General features: G+C 70.4%; 16 protein-coding genes. 12 read left to right on the forward strand and 4 right to left on the reverse strand.

Translation table 11 applies throughout. From position 1 onward, the window contains the following. The first annotated feature begins 10 nt into the window (after positions 1 to 10). The 9 genes from J3R08_RS02640 to gntD all read left to right on the forward strand — a co-directional run bounded on the left by J3R08_RS02640 (position 11) and on the right by gntD (position 12,317). Positions 11 to 745 (forward strand): thioesterase II family protein, encoded by a 735-nt coding sequence (locus J3R08_RS02640; protein WP_209959858.1) that lies wholly within the window; start codon positions 11 to 13, stop codon positions 743 to 745. 58 nt (positions 746 to 803) lie between these two features. After that, complete coding sequence (locus J3R08_RS02645; protein ID WP_209959860.1) at positions 804 to 4,649, forward strand: non-ribosomal peptide synthetase; 3,846 nt, start codon at positions 804 to 806, stop codon at positions 4,647 to 4,649. 48 nt (positions 4,650 to 4,697) lie between these two features. Beyond that, entirely contained in the window at positions 4,698 to 6,653 is a 1,956-nt protein-coding gene (locus J3R08_RS02650) for an amino acid adenylation domain-containing protein (RefSeq protein ID WP_209959862.1), read from the forward strand. Continuing rightward, on the forward strand, positions 6,650 to 7,870 hold the full coding sequence (locus J3R08_RS02655) for a cytochrome P450 (RefSeq protein ID WP_209959864.1): 1,221 nt from the start codon (positions 6,650 to 6,652) through the stop codon (positions 7,868 to 7,870). The genes J3R08_RS02650 and J3R08_RS02655 overlap by 4 nt, the downstream gene beginning before the upstream one ends. A 49-nt stretch (positions 7,871 to 7,919) precedes the next feature. Further along, a complete protein-coding gene (locus J3R08_RS02660) occupies positions 7,920 to 8,924 on the forward strand; it encodes an LLM class flavin-dependent oxidoreductase (RefSeq protein WP_209959866.1) in 1,005 nt (334 codons plus the stop codon). 29 nt (positions 8,925 to 8,953) lie between these two features. Continuing rightward, positions 8,954 to 9,196, forward strand: a complete 243-nt coding sequence (locus tag J3R08_RS02665) for a phosphopantetheine-binding protein (RefSeq protein ID WP_209959868.1) — start codon at positions 8,954 to 8,956, stop codon at positions 9,194 to 9,196. A gap of 31 nt (positions 9,197 to 9,227) precedes the next feature. Then, positions 9,228 to 10,484, forward strand: a complete 1,257-nt coding sequence (locus J3R08_RS02670) for an acetyl-CoA carboxylase biotin carboxylase subunit family protein (RefSeq protein ID WP_209959870.1) — start codon at positions 9,228 to 9,230, stop codon at positions 10,482 to 10,484. Next, complete coding sequence (locus tag J3R08_RS02675; RefSeq protein ID WP_209959872.1) at positions 10,484 to 11,239, forward strand: thioesterase II family protein; 756 nt, start codon at positions 10,484 to 10,486, stop codon at positions 11,237 to 11,239. Before J3R08_RS02670 ends, J3R08_RS02675 begins: the two co-directional genes overlap by 1 nt. 67 nt (positions 11,240 to 11,306) lie before the next feature. Then, entirely contained in the window at positions 11,307 to 12,317 is a 1,011-nt protein-coding gene (gene gntD, locus J3R08_RS02680) for a guanitoxin biosynthesis L-enduracididine beta-hydroxylase GntD (protein ID WP_209959874.1), read from the forward strand. 141 nt (positions 12,318 to 12,458) lie between these two features. On the opposite strand, the gene J3R08_RS02685 is transcribed toward gntD, so the two are convergent. From J3R08_RS02685 to J3R08_RS02700, 4 genes are all read right to left on the reverse strand, one after another. Next, positions 12,459 to 13,388: an NAD(P)-dependent oxidoreductase gene (locus tag J3R08_RS02685; protein ID WP_209959876.1), complete on the reverse strand. Its 930-nt coding sequence runs from the start codon at positions 13,386 to 13,388 to the stop codon at positions 12,459 to 12,461. A gap of 208 nt (positions 13,389 to 13,596) precedes the next feature. Next, entirely contained in the window at positions 13,597 to 14,220 is a 624-nt protein-coding gene (locus J3R08_RS02690; RefSeq protein WP_209959878.1) for a hypothetical protein, read from the reverse strand. Between the two features lie 125 nt (positions 14,221 to 14,345). Beyond that, on the reverse strand, positions 14,346 to 15,125 hold the full coding sequence (locus J3R08_RS02695) for a transposase family protein (RefSeq protein WP_209963974.1): 780 nt from the start codon (positions 15,123 to 15,125) through the stop codon (positions 14,346 to 14,348). Positions 15,126 to 15,184: 59 nt separating this feature from the next. After that, on the reverse strand, positions 15,185 to 16,648 hold the full coding sequence (locus tag J3R08_RS02700; protein ID WP_209959880.1) for an NF041680 family putative transposase: 1,464 nt from the start codon (positions 16,646 to 16,648) through the stop codon (positions 15,185 to 15,187). Positions 16,649 to 16,916: 268 nt separating this feature from the next. Here J3R08_RS02700 and J3R08_RS02705 point away from each other — a divergent pair, with 268 nt between their 5' ends. The 3 genes from J3R08_RS02705 (at position 16,917) to J3R08_RS02715 (ending at position 20,020) form a co-directional block, all read left to right on the forward strand. Further along, positions 16,917 to 18,278, forward strand: coding sequence for a hypothetical protein (locus tag J3R08_RS02705; protein ID WP_209959882.1), 1,362 nt, complete (start codon positions 16,917 to 16,919; stop codon positions 18,276 to 18,278). 140 nt (positions 18,279 to 18,418) lie between these two features. Then, on the forward strand, positions 18,419 to 19,348 hold the full coding sequence (locus tag J3R08_RS02710; RefSeq protein ID WP_209959884.1) for a hypothetical protein: 930 nt from the start codon (positions 18,419 to 18,421) through the stop codon (positions 19,346 to 19,348). A 468-nt stretch (positions 19,349 to 19,816) separates the two neighbouring features. Next, on the forward strand, positions 19,817 to 20,020 hold the full coding sequence (locus J3R08_RS02715) for a hypothetical protein (protein WP_209959886.1): 204 nt from the start codon (positions 19,817 to 19,819) through the stop codon (positions 20,018 to 20,020). The last annotated feature ends 67 nt before the right edge of the window (positions 20,021 to 20,087 follow it).

Raw genomic sequence — 20,087 nt, forward strand, 5'->3', positions numbered from 1 at the left:
GAGAGAAGTCGTGAGGAAGAGCAACTACGTCACCCTGACCCGGGGCGGCACCGTCCGGCTCGTGTGCTTCCCGTGGTCCGGGGCCGGGGCCCTGCCGTTCCGTGGCTGGTCCGCCGCCGTACCGGACGAGATCGACTTGGTGGTGGCCCGGCGCGCGGGCCGGGAGGACCGGTACCGGGAGCCGGCCCCGACCGACCTCAACCAGTTGGTCCAGGACCTGGTCGACGACCTGGACACCGACGGGCCGTACGCTTTCTTCGGCCACTGCCTCGGCGCGTTGCTTGCCTTCGAGGTGTGCCGGGAGCTGCGGCGGCGGGGACTGCCCGGGCCGGCTCGGATGTCGGTGGTCGGTGACCCGCCCGTCCAGTCCGGTGACCGGACGCCGGTGACCGACGTCCGTGCCGAGATCCGCCGGACCGGGGCCATGGCCCCCGCCGTGCTCGACGACCCGGACGTGTGGCCGCTCATCGAGCCGGTCATCTCCGCCGACCTCGCGCTCGCGGTGAGCTACCGGTACCGGCGGGCGGAGCCACTGGACCTGCCGATCGACGTGTTCCTGGCGACCGCGTCGACGGCCGAGGAGCGGGCGATCTTCGCCGACTGGGCGGTCGAGACCACCGGCCCGGTCACCTTCCATGAGATCGACGGCGAGAGCCTGATGCCCCACGGCGCGTGGCACGACCTCGCCGGGTCGGTCTTCGCCGCCTGCGCCGCGGTGCCGTTCGGACGCTCCGGTACGGCTTGATCCACGGCGGACGGGCCCCGGGGCCCGGTCCACTTTCGGCACTTCACACGGGGGCTCGATGACCATCTATGCAGCGACGGCCGCGCAGCGACAGCTGTGGTTCCTGGACCGCCACGAGAGAACGGGGTCGGCGTACTCCACCCCGATCCTGTTCCGCCTCGGCGGCCCGGCGGACGCGGCGCGGCTCGGCGCGGCCGTCGACACGGTGGTGGCCCGGCACGACGCGCTGCGGACCTCGTTCCGGGAGGACGGAGTCGACGTCGTGGCGGAGGTGCACGAGCCCGTACCGGGCCTGCTGCACGTCATGGACCTGACCGACCGCGACCCGGTCGACGCGGAGGCAGAGGCTCAGCGCCTGGTGGACGGCTGGGTCCACGAGCCGATTGACCTGACCGGCGGCATGCTGATCCGGGCACGTTTGGTCGTGGTGACCTCCGACTCGGCGCTCCTCCTCCTGGTCGTGCACCACATCGCCGTCGACGCCTGGTCCGAGGGCGTGGTGCTGGACGAACTCCAGCGCGCCTACAACGGTGAGCCGCTGCCGCCGCTGCCGCTGGCCGACTCCGACGCGGCGGTGGAACTGCGCAGCCGGGAGGAGGAACTGGAGCAGGACCTCGACGCCGAGCTGAAGTACTGGCGGGAGGAGCTATCCGGGGCGCCCACCCAGCTGGAGCTGCCGCCCACCGCCGACGCCGGCTTCCCGTACGAGGGGGACCGGGTGACCTTCCGATTGCCGGACAGGTCCTGCGCCGCCGTGGCGGAGGCCTGCCGCCGGCTGCGGGTCACCCCGTTCGTCCTGCTGCTCACCGCGTACGCGGTGACGCTAGGCAAGGTCGCGAACGAGGACGACCTGGTGATCGGCGCCCCGGTGATGCGCCGCGACGACGAGGACGTCGACTCCGTAGTGGGCAACTTCGTGAACTCGGTGGCGATCCGGGTACGGCTCGACGGCGACCCCGATCTCAGCACCGTCGTGCAGCGGGTTAACGACGTGGTGATCGGTGCGATGGGGAACCGGGACCTGCCGTTCGAGTCGGTGGTACGCGGGCTGAACCCGCCCCGCCGGGAGGGCGTCTCACCGATCTTCCAGGCGATGTTCTGGATGAACAGCCTCGGCGGGGCCCGGCTGCGGCTGGACGGCCTCACCGTGACCCCCTTGTCGTTCCCGTTCCGGATTTCGAAGTTCGACGTCGTGCTGGACGCGCAGCAGAACGGCCGGCGGTTCGACTTCGCCCTCGAGTACCGCAGAGCGCGCATCAGCGACGAGGCGGCGGACCGGCTGCGCGGCCGCTTCCTGACCGTCCTGGACGCCGTCGCGACCCGGGACGAGCTGACCCTCGCCGAGCTGGACGTGGTCTGCGACGAGGAGCGGGAGCTGCTCGACGGGTGGAGCGGGGCCGGCGAGGAGGTCACCGGGGAGCGGGTGGTGGACCTCGTCCGCGAGGTCGCCGTGGCCGCGTCCGACCGGCCTGCGGTGCGCGACGCCGTCGGGGTGACCAGCTACCGCCGGCTGTGGGACGAGGTGGTCGCACTGGCCGGTCGGCTGAGCCGGGCCGGGCTGGTGGCGGGCGGACGGGTCGCCGCCTGCACCAGCCGCAGCTCGGCGGTGATCGTGGTGCCGCTGGCGGTGTGGCTGTGCGGCGCGACCTACATACCGCTGGACCGCCGGCACCCGGACGACCGGCTGCGTCTTCTGCTCGACGACGCCGAGCCGGACGTCGTCGTGGTGGACGCGACCACCCGGGACCGTGCGGCCGACCTGGCGACCGGCGGCACCGAGGCCATCGTGGACGTCGACGGCGCAGAGTCGGGCGGGACGGCGACTCTGCCCACCCCGGCCGCCGACGCGCCGGCCTACCTGCTCTACACCTCCGGAACCACCGGGGTGCCCAAGGGCGTCGTGGTGGGCCACGGCTCGTTCACCAACGTGCTCCGCGAGATCGCGTCGGTCGCCGCGCTCGACCGGACGGACGTCATGCTGGCCGCCACCACGGTGACCTTCGACATCTCGTTCATCGAGCTCTTCGTGCCGTTGCTGCTCGGCGGCACCGTCGTGGTCGCCTCCGACGGTCAGGTGAGTGACCCGGTGAAGCTCGGCCGGCTGGTCGGGCAGGCCGGGATCAGCGTCGTCCAGGCCACCCCCGGGGTTTGGGACGTGCTGGCCCCCCGGCTCGCCGGCCGGCTGCGGGTGGCGCTCTGCGGCGGCGAGAAGATGACTCCGGCGGTCCGCGACCGCCTGCTGGCTGCGGCTGACCTGGCGCTCAACGTCTACGGACCGACGGAGACCACCATCTGGTCGTCCGCCTGGCCGGTCGGGCCGACCCCGATCCGCGTCGGCCGGCCGCTGCGCGGCAACCGGTTCGTGCTTCGGGACCGCTGGGGCGCGACGGCCCCGCCGGGCACGACTGGTGAGCTGTGCATCGGCGGCGGGGCGCTTGCGGTCGGCTACCACCGGCGGCCGGAACTCACCGCTGCCGCCTTCACCGAAGCGCCGGCCGAGCCGGGTGGCCGGCTGTACCGCACCGGCGACCTGGGTCGGTGGGACGCCGACGGGCAGCTCGAACTACTCGGCCGCAGCGACGACCAGCTGAAGGTCTCCGGACACCGGATCGAGCCGGGCGAGATCGAGCACTGCCTGGCCGCCGCCGACGGCGTGCTGACCTGCGCCGTGGTCCCGGTGACCGTGGCGGGGATGACCAGCCTCGCCGCGGTGCTGGTGCCGACCGCGCCGCTGCCAACGGAGACCTGGCGGCCGGCGGACCCGGACCTCGCCGCGCGGCTGGCCGCCCGGGCCCGGGCGGTGCTGCCGCCCTACATGGTGCCCGGGCACTACGTGGTGACCGACGCACTGCCCCGCTCGATCAGTGGCAAGACGGACCGCCGCCGGCTCGCCGAGCGGGTGAGCGCCGGGCTCGCCGAGCGGACCACCGACGCCGGCTGGCTGCCGGTCGACGTCGTGGAGACCCTGATCGTCGAGCGCTTCTCGGCGATGCTCGGCGACCCGGCCGGTCCGGAGGAGAGTTTCTTCCGCCAGGGTGGCAGCTCGTTGGGGGCGGCGATCGCCGTGGGCCTGCTCAGCGACGAGCTCGACCAGGAACTCGACCTCGACGATCTCTATCAGCAGCCGAGCCCGCGCCGACTGGCGGAGCTGATCCGGGGACGCGGTGACGGCACGCTGCGGCGGGTGACCCTCCGCTCCGGCGAGGACGGTCCGCGCGTGCTCTGTCTCGCCGACACCGACCAGGGCCTGGTCGAGCTGCGCGACCGCCTGGCCGACCTGCCGGTCGCCCGGGTCGACGCGCTCTCCGCCGAGCTGCGCCCCGGGCACCCGGACCTCGCGGCGGCGCTCGACCGGGCGTGCCGCGACTTGGCCGTGACCTCGGACGCCCCGCTGGCGCTGCTGGCCGCTGGCTCCACCGGGTGCCGGCTGGCAGCCGCCGTGGTCCGGCGGCTCGTCGCGGCTGGGGTGCCGGTGACGGGCGTGGTGCTGGTCGACCCAGCCGGTCGGCACCGGTCGAGCGGCCCCGGCGTACGCCCCGTTCCCGACCCGGAGCGGGTCGACGACGTGGAGACCTGGCTGGACGCGGTGGTGACGCCGGAGGCGGACACGCCGGACGCCGCGGCCCTGCGCGCGCGGCTGGCCCGCGAGGTCCGGCTGCGTCTCGCGGTGCCCTCGGTGCCCACGGAGCCGTCGCCGGTGCCGGTGGTGGTCGTCACCTCCACCGAGGACACCCCGCAGGACTGGCCCGACCTCGGCCGGTGGGCGGGGGAGGAGGCGGTGTGCCGTCGCCTCCTCCTGCCCGGCGCCGGGGACCGGCTCACCGCCGAGGACGCCCTCTCCACGGCGCTGCACACCGTGTTCGGTTCCGATGCGGCGGCGGGGCTGGCGTTGCTGCCGGTCTGAACCCCACCACCTGTTGAGCAAGTCGATCTGGCGAGAAAGCGGAAGCTGATGGAACTCGAAGAGCGGTACTACGTCGTGCGCAACGACGTAGGCCAGTACAGCGTGTGGCCGGCGTCCGTCGAGACTCCGCAGGGGTGGCACCCGCATGGGAAGGCCGGTTCCCGCGAGGAGTGCCTCACGGTCGTCGACGGCATCTGGACGGACCTGCGGCCGACCGCCACGTCGAACCCGGCGGGTGACCCGGCCGGCCCGGCCACGTTGGTGGAGAGCTTCCGCCGGACGGTCGCGGCGTTGCCGGACCAGCCGGCCGTGGCGTACGGCGACGAGACGCTGACCTACCGCGAGCTGGACCGGGCCTCGGACGCCCTGGCCGGACAGCTGGTCGAGCTGGGCGTCGGGGCCGAGGACCGGGTCGCCGTCTGCCTCAGCCGGGGGCTGGACGTCTTCGTGGCGCTGCTCGGCATCGTCAAGGCCGGGGGCGCGTTCGTCGCGATCGACAGCCGGCTGCCGGACAGCCGCCGCGACACCATGATCGAGGGCAGCGACGCGGCGGTTGTCCTGACCCGGCCGGACTGGGTCGACCGCCTGGCCCACCTAAACCGGCGGGTGGTGGGCTGGACCCGCGTCCCGGCCGACGCGGCGGAGCTCGCCGCGTCGGCCGTCGACGTCGCCCCAGAGCAGGCCGCCGCGGTCCTGTTCACCTCGGGCAGTTCCGGCACGCCGAAAGCGATCGTCCTGGAACATCGGAACCTGGTCTCGTTCGCGCACAACCCCGCGCTGCCGGAGCTCACCCCGGCCGACCGGGTGGCCCAGGTGTCGAGCCTGTCGTTTGACGCCTTCCAGTTCGAGACCTGGTGCGTGTTCGCGGCCGGGGCGACGGTCGTCGTGCTGCCGGCCATCGCCGAGCTGCTGGAGACGGACATTCGGCGGGAGCTGCGCCGAGCCCGGATCAGCGCGATCCTGGTGCCGACCATGGCGGTCAACCACATCCTCCGTGAGGACCGGGACGCCTTCTCGTCGGTGCGCATCCTGCACACCGGTGGTGACGTCCTCTCGCCGGCCGCCTGCCAAGAGCTGCTCGCCACCGGCTTCGGCGGCCGGTTCTTCAACCTCTACGGCCCGTCGGAGGCGACGACGGCGTGCACCGCCCACGAGGTGTCCGGCCTCGCGCCGGACGCCGACAGCGTGCCGATCGGCACCCCGCTCGCCGGCGCCATGGCGTACGTGCTCGACGAGCGGCTCCGGCCGGTCCCGCCGGGCGGGGTCGGCGAGCTGCACATCGGCGGCGCCGGGGTGGCCCGCGGCTACCTCGGTGCGCCGGGCCTGACCGCGGCGCGGTTCCTGCCGGACCCGTTCGCGGCGGACGGCTCCCGGATGTACGCCACAGGCGACCTCGCCTCCCGGAGACCGGACGGCGAGCTGATGTTCGTCGGCCGGGCGGACGGCCAGGTGAAGATCCGGGGCTACCGGGTGGAGCCGGGCGAGGTGGAGCGGGTGCTGGCCCGTAACCCGGAGGTCGTCGAGGCGGCGGTGCTGAGCTGGGGTCAGGGCGAGGACCGCCGGCTGGTGGCGTTCGTGGTGCCGCAGGACACTGTCACGGTGCGGGCGCTGCGGGACCACGCCGTCGAGGCCTTGCCGGACTACATGGTGCCGAGCGAGTTCGTCATCCTCGACCGCATCCCGATGACCGACCACGGCAAGCGCGACTGGGACGACCTGCGGGCCACGCTGGGCGCCCACCTGGAGCGCCGGGCCAACCGGGTCGAGCCCTCGACGCCGAGCGAGAAGTGGCTGGCCCAGGCGTGGGAGGAGCTGTTGAGCGCGGAGTCGGTCGGTGCCACCGACGACTTTTTCAGCCTCGGCGGACACAGCCTGCTGGCGTTCCGGTTGCAGCGCCGGATCAAGCGGGACCTGGGGATCAACCTGGAGTTCCGGGAGATCCTGGACAACACCGTGCTGCGGGACCTCGCCGCCGTCATCACCGAGCGGGAGGAGGCGCCGTGACCCACACCTCCATCGCGGACCTGACCGACCCGGACCTCTTCGTCCGGGGCGAGCACCACGCCGTGTTCGCCCGCCTTCGGCAGGAGGACCCGGTGCACTGGAGCGGCGGCCCCGACGGCGGCGGCTTCTGGTCGCTGTGCCGGTACGCCGACGTGGCCGCCGCCTACCGCGACCACGCGGCGTTCAGCTCGTCGGCCGGCGCCGTGCTCGGCGGGTCGTTCCGCCACGAGCGGGACACCGCGGCTGGCAAGATGCTGGTCGCCTCGGACCTGCCCCGGCACCGCATGATCCGGCAGGTGCTCTACCCGGCGTTCTCCCCGGCGATGGTGGCCCGGGTGGGGGAGAGGGTGTCGACCTTGGTCGACCAGGCCGTCGACCGGCTGGTCCAAGACGGTGGCGGGGACTTTGCCACGGAGGTGGCCACCGAGCTGCCCGCCGGCGCGGTCATGACGATGATGAACGTGGGGCACGCGGAGGCCCACGAGCTGATCGGCATCACCCGCCGGATGATCGGCTTCCGCGACCCGGTCTTCGTGGACATCGACGATGATGAGCGGCTGCGGCTGGCCTGGTTGCAGAGCGAGGTGTTCGAGTACTTCGCCGACCTGGTCAAGGAGCGACGGCGGGAGCCCGGTGACGACGTCGTGAGCATCCTGGCGCACGCCGAGATCAACGGCCGCCGAATGACCGAGGACGAGATCCTCTACAACTGCATGAACGTGGCGGTCGGAGGTAACGAGACCTCGTCGTACACCGCCTGCACGGGCCTGCACGCCCTGCTGACCAACCCGGAACAGTACGAGCTGCTGCTCGACGACCCGGAGCTGCTGCCCTCCGCCCTCGACGAGATCCTGCGCTGGAGTTCGACCAACGCGTACGTGGCGCGGCTGGCCACCCGGGACGCGGAGATCGGCGGGATGGAAATCCGCAAGGGGCAGCTCGTCGCGCTCTGGAACGTCTCGGCCAACTTCGATGAGGAGCAGTTTGTCGCGCCGGAGCGGTTCGACATCCGGCGCTCGCCGAACCGGCACCTCACGTACGGCAGCGGCCTGCACCGTTGCATCGGCGCGCCGACCGCCAACGCCGAGCTCTCCATCCTCTACAAGGCGCTGCTGGGCCGGGGCGTCCGGCTCGAGCCCGACGGCGAGGCCCGCCGGCTGCGCTCCAACTTCATCCTCGGCATGACGTCGCTGCCGGTCCGGGTGGTGGCGGCGTGACCCGCCCAACCCTGCCCGCGACCGGGGAGAACACGGAAAGGCGGGAGTCATGACGATCGAGGTGTTCACCACCTGTCCGCCCTCCGAGGCGCCGGGCGGCAAGGCCTTCCTCGACCGGGTCGGTGAGGTGTCGCGGTGGACCGAGGAGGCCGGCTGCGCCGGCATGCTGGTCTACACCGACAACTCGCTGATCGACCCGTGGCTGGTGGCCCAGGCCGTCCTGGAGAGCACCGAGCGGATCCTGCCGCTGGTGGCGACCCAGCCGGTCTACATGTCGCCGTACACGGCGGCCCGGATGGTCATGTCCACCGCGTTCCTGCGCGAACGGCGGCTGGCGATCAACCTGGTGACCGGCGGCTCACCCACCCACCTGAAGGCGCTGGGCGACGAGACCGGGCACGACACCCGCTACGCCCGGCTGACCGAGTACGCCAAGGTGATGCGGGCGCTGTTGGCGGCGAGCCGGCCGGTGTCGCACACCGGGGAGCACTACCGCCTCAAGGGCGCCACCCTGCCGCACCGGGTGCCCGAGGAACTGCTGCCGACCTACTACCTCTCCGGCTCGTCGCCGGCCAGCCGGCAGGCGGCTGCGGCGCTGGGCGTGACCCGGCTGGCGTACCCGCTGACGCCCACCGAGTACGCGCAGCCCGACGCCACCGGTGGTGAGTGGGGCATCCGGATCGGCGTCATCGCGCGCAGCACCAGCAGCGCGGCCTGGGACGTGGCGCTGTCGCGCTTCCCCGAGGACCCGGCCGGGGAGCGGCTGCACCGGATGACCGCCCGGATGTCCGACTCCCAGTGGTACGCGGAACTGAGCAGCACGGCGGCCGGCGGCGGCCGGGACCCGTACTGGCTCTACCCGTTCCGCACCTACCGGACGTTCTGTCCCTACCTCGTCGGGTCGTACGACGAGGTGGGCGCGTTGCTCCGCGCGTACCTCGACCTGGGCGTCCGGACGCTGGTGCTGGACGTGCCGGCGGAGCGCGCGGACCTCGACCACACCTGGACGGCGCTGGCGGCGGCGGACAGCTCCCTGACCCCGGCGAGCCGATGACCGCCTCCCTGCGACCAATGGAGTACGCCGTGCCCACCGATGTGGAACTTACCGAAACGGTCCGGTCGGCCTGGCTGGAAGTGCTGGAGCTGACCGACTGCGGCGACACGGACAACTTTTTCGACCTCGGCGGGAACTCGCTGTCGGCGGTGCTGCTGGTGGCCCAGCTGGAGGAGCGCCTCCAAGTCGAGGTGCCGCTCGACGCGATCTTCTTCGAGGGAACGCTCGCCGCGGTGACGGCGGCCTGTGCCGGCGAGCTGCAGAACCGATAGGGCGGGTCTCCGTGAGATCAGGGATGGGACAATGATGAAGGACGAAGGCCTCCCGCTGGTTGTCGTGGTGTACGACAACGGTGCCGCCACACCGCTGGAGATCCTCTCCGGCGCCGAAGGCATCTGCGAGCTCTACTTCCTCTACGACAGCAGTCGGCCCGGCGTGGCCGAGGTGGCGGAGTTCGTTGAGGAGCTCGCCGACAGCCACGACTTCCGGGGCCAGGACCTGGGCCAGGTCGCCGCGCACGTCCGGGCGCTCGCTCCGGCGGGCGTGCTGACCTTCAGCGAGTACGCGCTCCGCTTCGCCACCGAACTCGCCGACCGGCTCGGCGTGCGCGGCCACGACCTCGCCACGCTGGACCGGTTGACCAGGAAGTCCGCCCAGCGGCGTCGGCTGGCCGAGGCCGGCGTAGACGCGGTGCGGTACGAGTCAGTGCGTACCCTCGAGGAGGCCGGCCGAGCGATCGACCTGCTCGGTCCGCCGGTGGTGCTCAAGCCGGCGGTCGGCACCCACTCCCGGGACACCTTCCGCATAGACGACCACGAGGACTGGAAGGCCGTGGCGGAGACCCTCGTGGTGCGCGAGGAGTTCGTCGTCGAGGAGCTGCTGGTCGGCGACCCGAGCTCTACCGGGCCGCAGTGGGGCGACCACGTCTCGGTCGAGCACGTGAGCTTCGAGGGGGAGCACCAGCACGTGGTGACGCTGGGAAAGTTCCCGCTGGCGGTGCCGTTCCGCGAGACCGGGGACTTCTACCCGTCGACCCTGGACCCGGAGACGCTGGCCCGGGTCAACGAGCTGGCGGCGCGCGCGGTTGACGCGCTCGGCGTGCGCTACGGGATCACCCACACCGAGGTCAAGTTCACCGCGGCCGGACCGAAGATCATCGAGGTGAACGGCCGCCTCGGCGGCGGGGTGGCGGACATCGTCCGCAAGGTGGGCGGCCGGGACCCGATCGCCATGGCCTTCGAGGTGGTGCTCGGGCGCCGACCGCAGCCGGCCGCCCCGCCAGAGGGTGACGTCGTGTTCGAGATGAGCGTCCTGTCGCCGCAGGACCGCGTCCGGGTGACCCGGGTACGCGGGCTGGACGGGCTACGCGCCATGGAGGGCGTCGACCGGATCGTCGCCGTCGCCCGGCCGGGGTCCGTGGTCGACTGGCGGGTGGGTTCGGTGAGCCAGCTCTGCACCGTGTTCGGGCACGCCGCCGACCACGACGGGCTCGAGGCGCTCCGCACCGCCATCCATCAGACGTACGCCTGCGATTTCGTGCCCGTGCCGGCGGAGACCTGATGCGTACGGATTCCTCGTCCCGGCCGGCTGCGGGCCTCGCCCCGGCCGGCCGGTCGCCGGAGCGGTCCGCTCCCTTCCGGATCTACTATCTGACCCATGCGGGTGGGACCGGGGCGGAATTTTCCCGCTCGGTGTTCAGCCGGGGGCACATCGATCTGGTGGGGGTGCGGTACCCGGGCCGCGGTGGACGCTGGCGCGAGCCGGACGCCGGCAGCGTCGATGACATGGTGACGGCCCTGCTGGCGGAGCTGCCGCCGAGCGGGCCGTTCGGCTTCTTCGGACACAGCATGGGCGCCCTGCTCGCGTACGAGATGACCAGGAAGCTCGTCGCTGAGGACCGGGAACCGCCCCGGTGCCTGTGGCTGTCTGCCTGCCCGCCACCGCACCTGCCGCGCCCGGAACCGCCGCTGGCGCACCTGGCGGACGCCGACTTCCTGCGGGCCGTCGCCCAGCGGCACGGGGCCGTGCCGCAGGAGGTGCTGGACGAGCCGGCGCTGGCCGCGGTGATCGTGCCGCCGCTGCGCGCCGACTACCGGCGAGTCGAGGAGTACCGATTCCGGCCCGGCCCCGCCCTGACCGTACCGGTGCACGTGCTCTATGGCCGGGACGACGTCGTCTCGATGGAGCGGCTCGAGGCCTGGGGCGAGCTCACCGAGAGCGAGCCGACGCTGCACGGTTTTCCCGGGGGCCACTTCTACCTTAACGAACACCGGGCGGCCGTGCTCCAGCTCATCGAACGCACCATCAGCTTCTAGTTCCACTAACGTCGGCGTCTCCGCGGTGTCGCCGGGCGCCTGGCTCGACTGTTCAGATTGGATCCCCATGGCTCAGGACCCCGTGGTGCACTACACCCTGACAGCGGAGGACATCGCCGCCGTCCGAGGCGCCCACGGCGCACTTACCGACTCGCCGTTGTCCCTGCGCGACCCCCGCTTCTACGACGAGCACTGGGATCTGACCGCCAGGCTGAGCCCCAGTCTGCGGCGGGTGCTCGAGCAGATCCGGCGCACCGAGTTCGCCGCCGCCTGCGTGCTGCATGGATATCCCGTCTCGGACGAGGCGGTCGGCCCGACGCCGTCCTCCTGGTCGGCCGCGCTGGAGGTGCCCACGGCAGACCACGACGTGCTGCTTGCCATGTGCGGGCTGGCCCTAGGCGAGCCCTACACCTGGGCCACGCTGCAGAACTCCTCGATAATCCAGAACCTGCTGCCGATGCGGGGCGACGAGAAGCGGCAGAACGGCCACAGCAGCGACACGTTCCTGGAGTTTCACACCGAGGACGGCTTCCACCCGGACCGCTGCGACTATCTACTGCTGTTCGGCGTACGGAACCACGACGGGGTGCCCACCTGCCTCGCCGCGGTGACCGACGTGGAGCTGAGCCCCGCCCACCGGCGGATCCTGTCCCAGCCGCGGTTCCACATCCGCCCCGACGACGAGCACATCCGCCAGTTGGAGGCCCGTCACCCGGACTCACCAGCGCTGGCCCGGGCGATCGAGCTGCGCGACGCGCCGCCGGCCGTGGCGGTCCTCTCGGGCGATCCCGCCAGCCCCTACCTCTGCATCGACCGGCCCTTCATGACGGGCGCGGACGCGGTGGCAGACGAGGCGCTCGACGAGTTGATGGCGCAGCTGGCCGCGCACGACCGGGCAGTCGTGGTCGAGCAGGGGGACCTGCTGATCGTTGACAACTACCGGGCGGTGCACGGGCGCAAGCCGTTCATCTCCCGTTACGACGGGACGGACCGCTGGCTCAAGCGGATGATCGTCAGCCGTGACCTGCGTCGCGCGGCGGGCGCGCGAAGCCAGGACTCCCGCCGCGTGCTCTTCTGACGGTTCGGGCCACCCGGCGGGCCCGACCACCCTCGGGATGGTTCGGGCCCGCCCGGGATGACCGTTCATGCCGCACCAGTCGAATGTCGGTGTACTGGGCGCCACACCGAGCATGGAATGGGATGCGGTGGACCCATGGGGTCAGGCCGGGGACGCCGCACTGCCCAGCTCGTCGCGGGCCCCGCGGTTGGCGTCCAGCTCGGCCTTGACGGCGGTCACGTACTCCGGAAGGGACTGGGTCGGCTGCCAGCCCAGACTCCGGGCTTTCGTGGTGTCGGCCTGACCGCGCACCCGCTCGCCCTGCCGGGCTGGCACCAGGACCCAGTTGTCGGTGAACATCTTCGCCACCTCGGCCAGGGACCACTCCTGGCCGGCGCCCAGCAGGTAGCCGTCGCCGCTGCCTTCCCGGTAGCAGCGCAGGATGCCGTCGATAATATCGTCGATGTGGGTGAAGTCCCGGGTCTGGGTGCCGGGGGAGACGACAGTCAACGTCTCGCCCCGCTCATACTGCGACTCGAAGATACCAATAACGGTCGCGTACTTACCGTCCTTAATCTGGCCCGGCCCATAGACGTTGTAGAAGTACGTAATTACGTAGTCGAGGCCGTACCAGTTGGCGAAATTCGCAATATATTCGACGTTCTTCGCTTTGGTCCACGCGTATGGGCTCAAGTTCTCGTCCTGGCCGTCGTTGCCGAACTTGGAACTGGACCCCGCGTACACCAGTTTGGCCCCGTGCCGATGGCAGAACCGGACGACCTCCTTGGTGCCCCGGATATTGAGCTCCCAGCACAGGTCCACCTCGTCAAAGCTCTGGACGATGCGCGCGTACTCGCCGAGGTGGAAGACGGCGGTCGGGGCTGGCAGCCCGGCTGCCTCCCACTCCTCATTGATGTCCACCGTGCTGACGTCAAGGTGTGTCACTCGCCGGTCTTCAACCCGAATGCCGGGAGTGCCGGGAAGGTAGATATCTACGGAGACGATCCTCGCGTCCGGGTAGGCTTCCAGCAACGCGCGGATGAGGTGCGAGCCGACGAAGCCAGCCCCGCCCGTGACGGCAAAAACATCCATGATCTGTCGTAGTCTCCTCTTGAGGTACCGGTCCGCCCAGCAGCCTATGCGGTCGGTGGGCAGCGGCAACATCAGGCCCGTCGGGCCTTGCGTCGCTTGACGGCTCGGCGCTGTGCCGCCGAGCCGTGGCCGCACGCGAATCGGCTGCCCGGGCGGCTGCTGCTGGCGAGTCCGACTGTAGGGACCGTGCAGCTTGTCGCGGCGTTATTTAACAGGCGCACGCCTGGAGCGTCCGCGCTCGCCTGAACAGCACGCCAAGCAAATGCGCGTAGCCACGCGCGTCATCGATTGCCTGGTGAGTGTGCGCAATGTTGCCGAACCATTCCGCAGGCAAGGTCTGCGGTGACATGTCGGCTACCGGACGGCCCGTCACAGCTGCGGCGTAGCTGCGCAGGCACAGTCCAGGACCGTTGAAGAGGACGTCCTCTTCATAGGGGCCCTGGACCAAACCGTAGCGGGTGAAGCGGCGGAGATAGTAGTCGATCCAGCCGCCGTCGGAGGCGATCGGAGAGGCGGCAAAGATGCGCGATTTCGGCAGGGCGCGAACCCACTCGGCGAACTGCGTCATCACCTCATGAACGGGTTGGGGATTGGTCGTTGCTGCGGCCCACGCCTCGGGTTGGGTCTGGAACCATGCATACGTGGCAGGGTTCGGAGCCGCACCTGGGAGAGGTTCGAGGACGGCCTCGAAGGCGCCGAGCTCCTCGCCGTTGCAGGTCACAGCGACGGAAGCGAACGACCTCATCGAGTTGGGGCCAGGCCACGGGCCGTCGACCTCAATGTCCGTGACGACGTAAACCCAATTGTCCGGGACGTCGATTACTTCCGTCAAGGCGGCGCTCCTTCCATTGTGGTTGAGGCTTCCCGAGATCTAGGCAATGGGTTGCGCCGGGATCGGTCTAGCTTAAAGGACGTCTCGTAACTCGGTGAAGGCGTTGCCTCGCAACGGTGCCGGTGTCATCCGAGCAGGATGATGTTGTGGAGGTGGGCAATGCCGGAAGCGGTGTCGGTCAATGTGTGGGCGGCGCGGCGGTAGTCGCGGAGGATCTTGAATGTCTTCATCCGGGCCAGGGCGTGTTCGACCTGGGCTCGGACGGTGCGGTGCTGCTTGTTCAGGTCCTTCTTCCAGTCGGGTAGCTCGCTGCCGTCGGTGGGTTTGCGGTACGGGATGATCACGTCGGGGTTGCCGCGGTAGGCGCCGTCGGCGATGACCGGCCTACCGGCGAGCTTGGCGTCGATGCCGGAGGTGCGGTAGACGATGGTGTCGTTGCGGTTGCCGGGCTGCGGGTCGCCCAAGGCCACGACGAGACGGGTGTGGGCGTCGATAGCGACCTGCAGGTTCGTCGAGTAGCGGTAGTTCTTGCTCGGTGCCGCGAGGCGGTGGTCGCGGGTCGGGACCAGGGTGCCGTCGACGATGGCGATCTGGTCGACCCGACGCCGCCGTACCGGAGCCAACGCCAGCAGCGGGCCGAGGGTGTCGATGACCCGGTGCGCGGCGGAGTGCGACACCCCGAACAGCGGACCGATCTGCCGCATCGTCAGGTTCGTCCGCCAGTACGCGGCGACCAGCAACACCCGATCAGCCAGATCAAGCGACCACTGCCGCCCCGGCCGCCCATCCGCGATCGCGTCACCGCCGCGTCCAGCGACCAGCCTGACCAGCCGGCGGAACTGGACGGGCTGCAGCCCGGTGAACGGGAAGATCCACTCCGGGCGGGCTGCCGAGATTACCTGCACCCCGACATGAACCACCATGGACGACCGCCGGAGTTACGAGACGTCCCTTAGCTTGATTTTTAACCCGTGCGGCGTGGCCGGGGATTGACGGACTTCGTCTTCGTTGCGGTCGGTGTCTTGGCGTTCGTGGTGGTCGCGGTGTGGACGTCGTAGCGCGGGGTGGGGTGGTTGTTGCGGCGGCCGGGTGGCCGTCCTGGTCCTGGCCGGGCGGGTTTGGCTGCACCGGCCGGGCAGGTGGCCTTCGCGCGCAGGTGCCGAAACCCGCGGCGGACGCGGGCGGGTGACAGACGCTGCGGTGGTGCGGGTTTCTCCCAGGGGCGGCGCAGGTCGGTGGCGAGGGCGCGGGCCAGCCGGAGTTGGGTGTAGGCGGCGAGGATCATCCAGGTCCATCGGTCGGCGGCCTGCGGCGTGCGGATCTTCGGGCAGGTCCAGCCGAGGGTCTGTTTGAACAGGCGGAACGTGTGTTCGATGTCGAAGCGGCGCAGGAACGTCTGCCAGAGCCGGTCGACATCAGCGGTGGTGGCGTCGACGCCGGACCACCACAACCAGACCGGCTTCGGGGTCGCGCCGCTGGGCAGGTGCTCGACTTCCAAACGGATGACGGTTCCCTCGATGACCGGCAGCATCTTCGCCGAGTCGATCCAGGCGGATCGGTGGGTCAACCGTGGGTGCAACCGGTCCCAGGCTCGAGCCCACGCCGTGCCGTAAAGACGGGTGTCGGCAACGGTGGCAGCATTCGGTTCACCCCAGGTGGAGGGATCACCGAAGACGAACTCGTCGCCGTGCCTGCGCGGTCGGCCGATCGTCCCGGGTTGCCGGGCTGGCACTGCCCGGCGTAGTACCCGGTCGGAGCGCATCCGAGCGAGGACTTGCACGGGCAGGTCACGCAGGAGGAACGCAAGGCGGGGTGCGTCGTAGCCGGCGTCGGCCACGACCAGGATCTCCAGGTCCCCGGCCTGCCACTGCCCGGCCGCGATCAGACGCCCCACGATGTCTCGCAACTGCCCAGCGGTGACCGTGGCCGCGTCATCACCAGGCGCCAGCCGCACCGCGTCCAACGGCGCGGTCCACGAACTTCGGCCCGATTCCAGGGCCACGACCATCGAATACGGCCAGCCCGGGATCATGATGGTCTGATCCTTGCCGCGTCCGTAGGTGTGGCACAGGATCCGCTGCGGTGAGGTGTGCGCGTCCGGCCGCAGCCAGCAGGTGATGTCGACCGCCAGGACGAGACGGCCGTCGGCTGCCCGCGGCAACGGCACCCCGGCGAGGGCGGTGCGCAGCCGATCGACGTCCAGCCGCCCGCAGGCGAGGGCGTCATATAACGCCCCATGCCCCCGGCGGTGCTCACCCACCAGCGACAACTCCACCAACGACCGGACCGGCCCGTCGGCGCACAACACCGCGTCCGTCAGGTCGAACAACGCGTCAGCCCGAGCAGTCAAGCAGTCGTAGAACTCTCGCCGGAACCTGCCCAGGTCCCCGACGGCATCAGCCGAACCGCGGTCATGCACACTGATCACCAGAACAGCCCTTGGTCATTGATGCTCTTCCCTAGACAAGAAGATCATCGACCAAGGGCTGTTTCCGTGATCAGTCAGGGTCCCCACAGGCCCCTCGGAGGTTAAAGATCAAGTTAGGGAGCCCCACCGTTGCACCGCATATCACACCACACAGCTTGATCGCGCACGACGAGCCCGCCGGATCCACGGCGGTGATGACCTCAGCGGCCCGGACGGCGTCGAGTACCGCCGGTCGGCGCGTGCGCTGCAGGACCGGAACCTGGTGGCGGTGACACGCAAGGCAGGGGTGTGGAGGGCGTGCTCGACCGATGCCGGTCGCTTCTACCTTGAGCATGGCCACCATCCCGATCATCCCGACCACCGCGCTTCCCTCCCGCGGTCCGAGACACCGGCACCCGGCGGCATCGCCGGCGGTGCTTCGTCGACGGACCTGCTGCGACCGGCTCGCGAACTGCTCGACCGCCTACAGCACGAGGGCGGCATGGTCCGTATCGAGAGTCCCGACAGCGGAACGCGGGCCCGGTACCGCCGGATCATTCACGCGATCAAGCAGCAGGGACTTGTGCCATCGGGCCACCAGCTGCGCCACACTGGCCGCGACGCCGGGGACATCGTTATCCGCCTCTACACCGGTGCCGGTCCGGACGAGACCGACTGGAACCGGATCCGGCTCAACACCCGACGTGTCACCACCGACCCGCATCTGGCGTTCAACGCCCTCGAAGCCGATCCGACCAGCCTCGCCGTCAGCCCGGACCTACTGCCCCGGGCGTTGCTGCTGATCCGGCAGCTCGCCAGTGAGGCGGCTCGGCGTGGGCACCGGCTCGGGGTCAACACCAAGGCAAAACACCCGCGGGTGTTCCTCCAGGCCGGGCAGGTCCGACGCACGGTCACCCTGACCGAGGAACGCGACCAGGTCCCGCACGAACCCACCGCCGAGGAGCTGAAGGTGCTGCGCCTGCGGCCGTGGATGAAACCCCCGGAGTTCGACGTCGTCGACTCCGGCAGGCTCCGCTTGGAGATCGCCCGGGCCGGACACGACAACCGAGACACCTGGACCGACACCCCACGCGCACGTCTGGAACAGCGCGTCGCGCAGATCATCCAAGGGTTCGAGGCTGGCCTTACCACCGACGAACGGCAACGGCGGGCAGCCGAAGCCGCGCGGGAGAAGGCCGCGGCCGAGCGCAGACGGCAGGAGGAGGCCACCCTCGCCCAATGGCACGCCGCGATGGCCGACGCCCGCGTCCGGGCCGCCGACAACATCCGCGCGGAAACCTTCCGCCACGCCTACCAGGCGTGGACCACCGCAGCCGGCATCCGCGCGTTCTGCACCGCCCTCGAACAAGCGGCCGAGGGGCGCACCGGCGCCCGCGGGTACCTCGCCAGCTGGGTCGCGGGGGGCAGGGCCGCCGCCGACCAGATCGACCCCATCCGCAGTCCCCGTGTGCTGGCTGACATCAATTACAACCCCGAACCCGGGCCCGACGACCTGCGCCCGTTCCTCGGTGACTGGAGCCCCCACGGGCCACGCAAGGAGCACCGCCCTGATCACGACCGGCAGGCCCACGCCGGCATCCGCCGGCAGGCCGAATCGTGGCACCACGGGCTGCTCGACCGCGGCACCTGAAGTGCGTCGACACCTCAACCGCCACCACACACCGGCCGGATGCGCACGAGCCTGTGCCAGGACCTGCCGCCATCGCGGCGCGAACCGCCAGCACGACCCGGTACCACGCAACAAGTGACGCTCACCCGAAGGACGGCTGGATGAGAACCGACCCCTCCCGCTTCACCATCGGTGACGAATGGGCGTACCGGCAGTCGGACCACGCACCGTCCGAACGCGTCCGCATCCTGGCCGTCGAGCCGAAGAAAACCAGCGCCCGCCTCGAGATCACATTCCTCGACGACCCCGACGAACGAGTGGAGAAGGTCCCCTGGTCGCGGCTGCGGGTGCCGTGGAGCGAGGTCGGGACCTTCGACGCGCTGACGGCGAACTGGCAACGCATCGACGGCCTGACCCTCGACCGCACAGAGGAAGCCTGCATCGAGGAGATCTTCAGTCTCCTTATCAGCGAAGACGTAGCCGAACTGCGCTGGTCCCCGGTGTCATGCGCCACCGACATCCACGACAGGGCCCGGCTGAGCGAGATCATCGGCGGCTCGATCGACGACATCCTCGCCTCGGCTGAATGGTTCGACCACGACGGCCGGACCATCCTGTCACCGGCCGGCACCCTCCAACTGGTCGAGGCCGCGTGCCGCGCCCATCCGACCCAGGTCCTCGACCTCGTCATCGAGCAGGAAGCCCAGTCCCGCCACAAATGCAAGTTCGGCGACGACTACCGCGTCGGGCGCGACAGCCGATCGACGACACCGGAATGGGAGTACGACTGGTACCGCCGCCACGACCGGCCCCGCCACGAACTACTACGCCAGTGGTGCGGCCACCGGGCAGTCACCCACCACGAACGGTTCCTCGCCGCCGAAGCCGAAACCCACCGCCTCGACATCCTGATAACCGACCTCCTCAAGGCCCTGGACAACCTCGGCGAACACGAACAGGCCGCCCGCTTCGCCGAGGAACATGAACGCGACCGCATCACACCCCACACGATCCGCCCCGTTGTCGAACGCCCCCTACACCCCTCCGAGATACCCGTACGCGAGATCAGGTTCAGGAGCCGTTGGTGGTGAACCACTCAAGGTGTTGGTCCAGCTGACTCGGCTCGGATCAAGATCTTGTAGTCAGGCTCAAGGGCTGTCTCACCTTTGGCTCTGGTTCAGGGAGGGCGGCGAGCAGCCCCCTGATGATCTTCGAAGATGTGCGCGGTGTGTGCTCATCCTCCAGCGGATGCCAACCGGGTGAGCCGTCCGCGCGCAGATCGGTCAGTCACTGGACGACCTGGTGCGGGAACTCACCCTGCGCGTGGCCGCCGCACCGCCGCCCTCACCCGGTTGACAGCCTGCGCTAAGTGAGGCGGGCGAGCGACCTGCGGAGGTCGAGAGGTCAGGCTGCTGGCGGTGCGGAAGCCTGGCACAGGTCGCTGACCGGCATGGCGCGGATTCTGTCGCCGAACGGTAGCGTGGAGGTTGCGGTGTAGAGGACGATGCCGGCGATGAAGTCGTCGCCGAAGCGATTCGCGAGGCAAGCCCATCGAGGGCGTGACCGTTGGTGGCGAACCGGCTTTCCCCTGCCCCCACCGTCACCTGAACAGCCTCACTGACGACTGCACGCAGCTCTTCGCCTACGTGCAACTTCTCGGCGGCGACGGCGGCGCCGAACTGGACGTCATCGGCATCGATGAGGCCATGATCGCGCTGCAATACACCAAGAGGTTCCTCCTCCAAGCTCAGCCGAGCGTCTGAGGTCCGTTAGGGAACTCGGACGCGGAGCCAGGCCCAGGTGCCGTCTACCGGTTCGGCGACGCGGCTG

This window comes from Micromonospora sp. HB375 (genome assembly GCF_017872985.1).
Taxonomy (GTDB): Bacteria; Actinomycetota; Actinomycetes; order Mycobacteriales; family Micromonosporaceae; genus Micromonospora; species Micromonospora chalcea.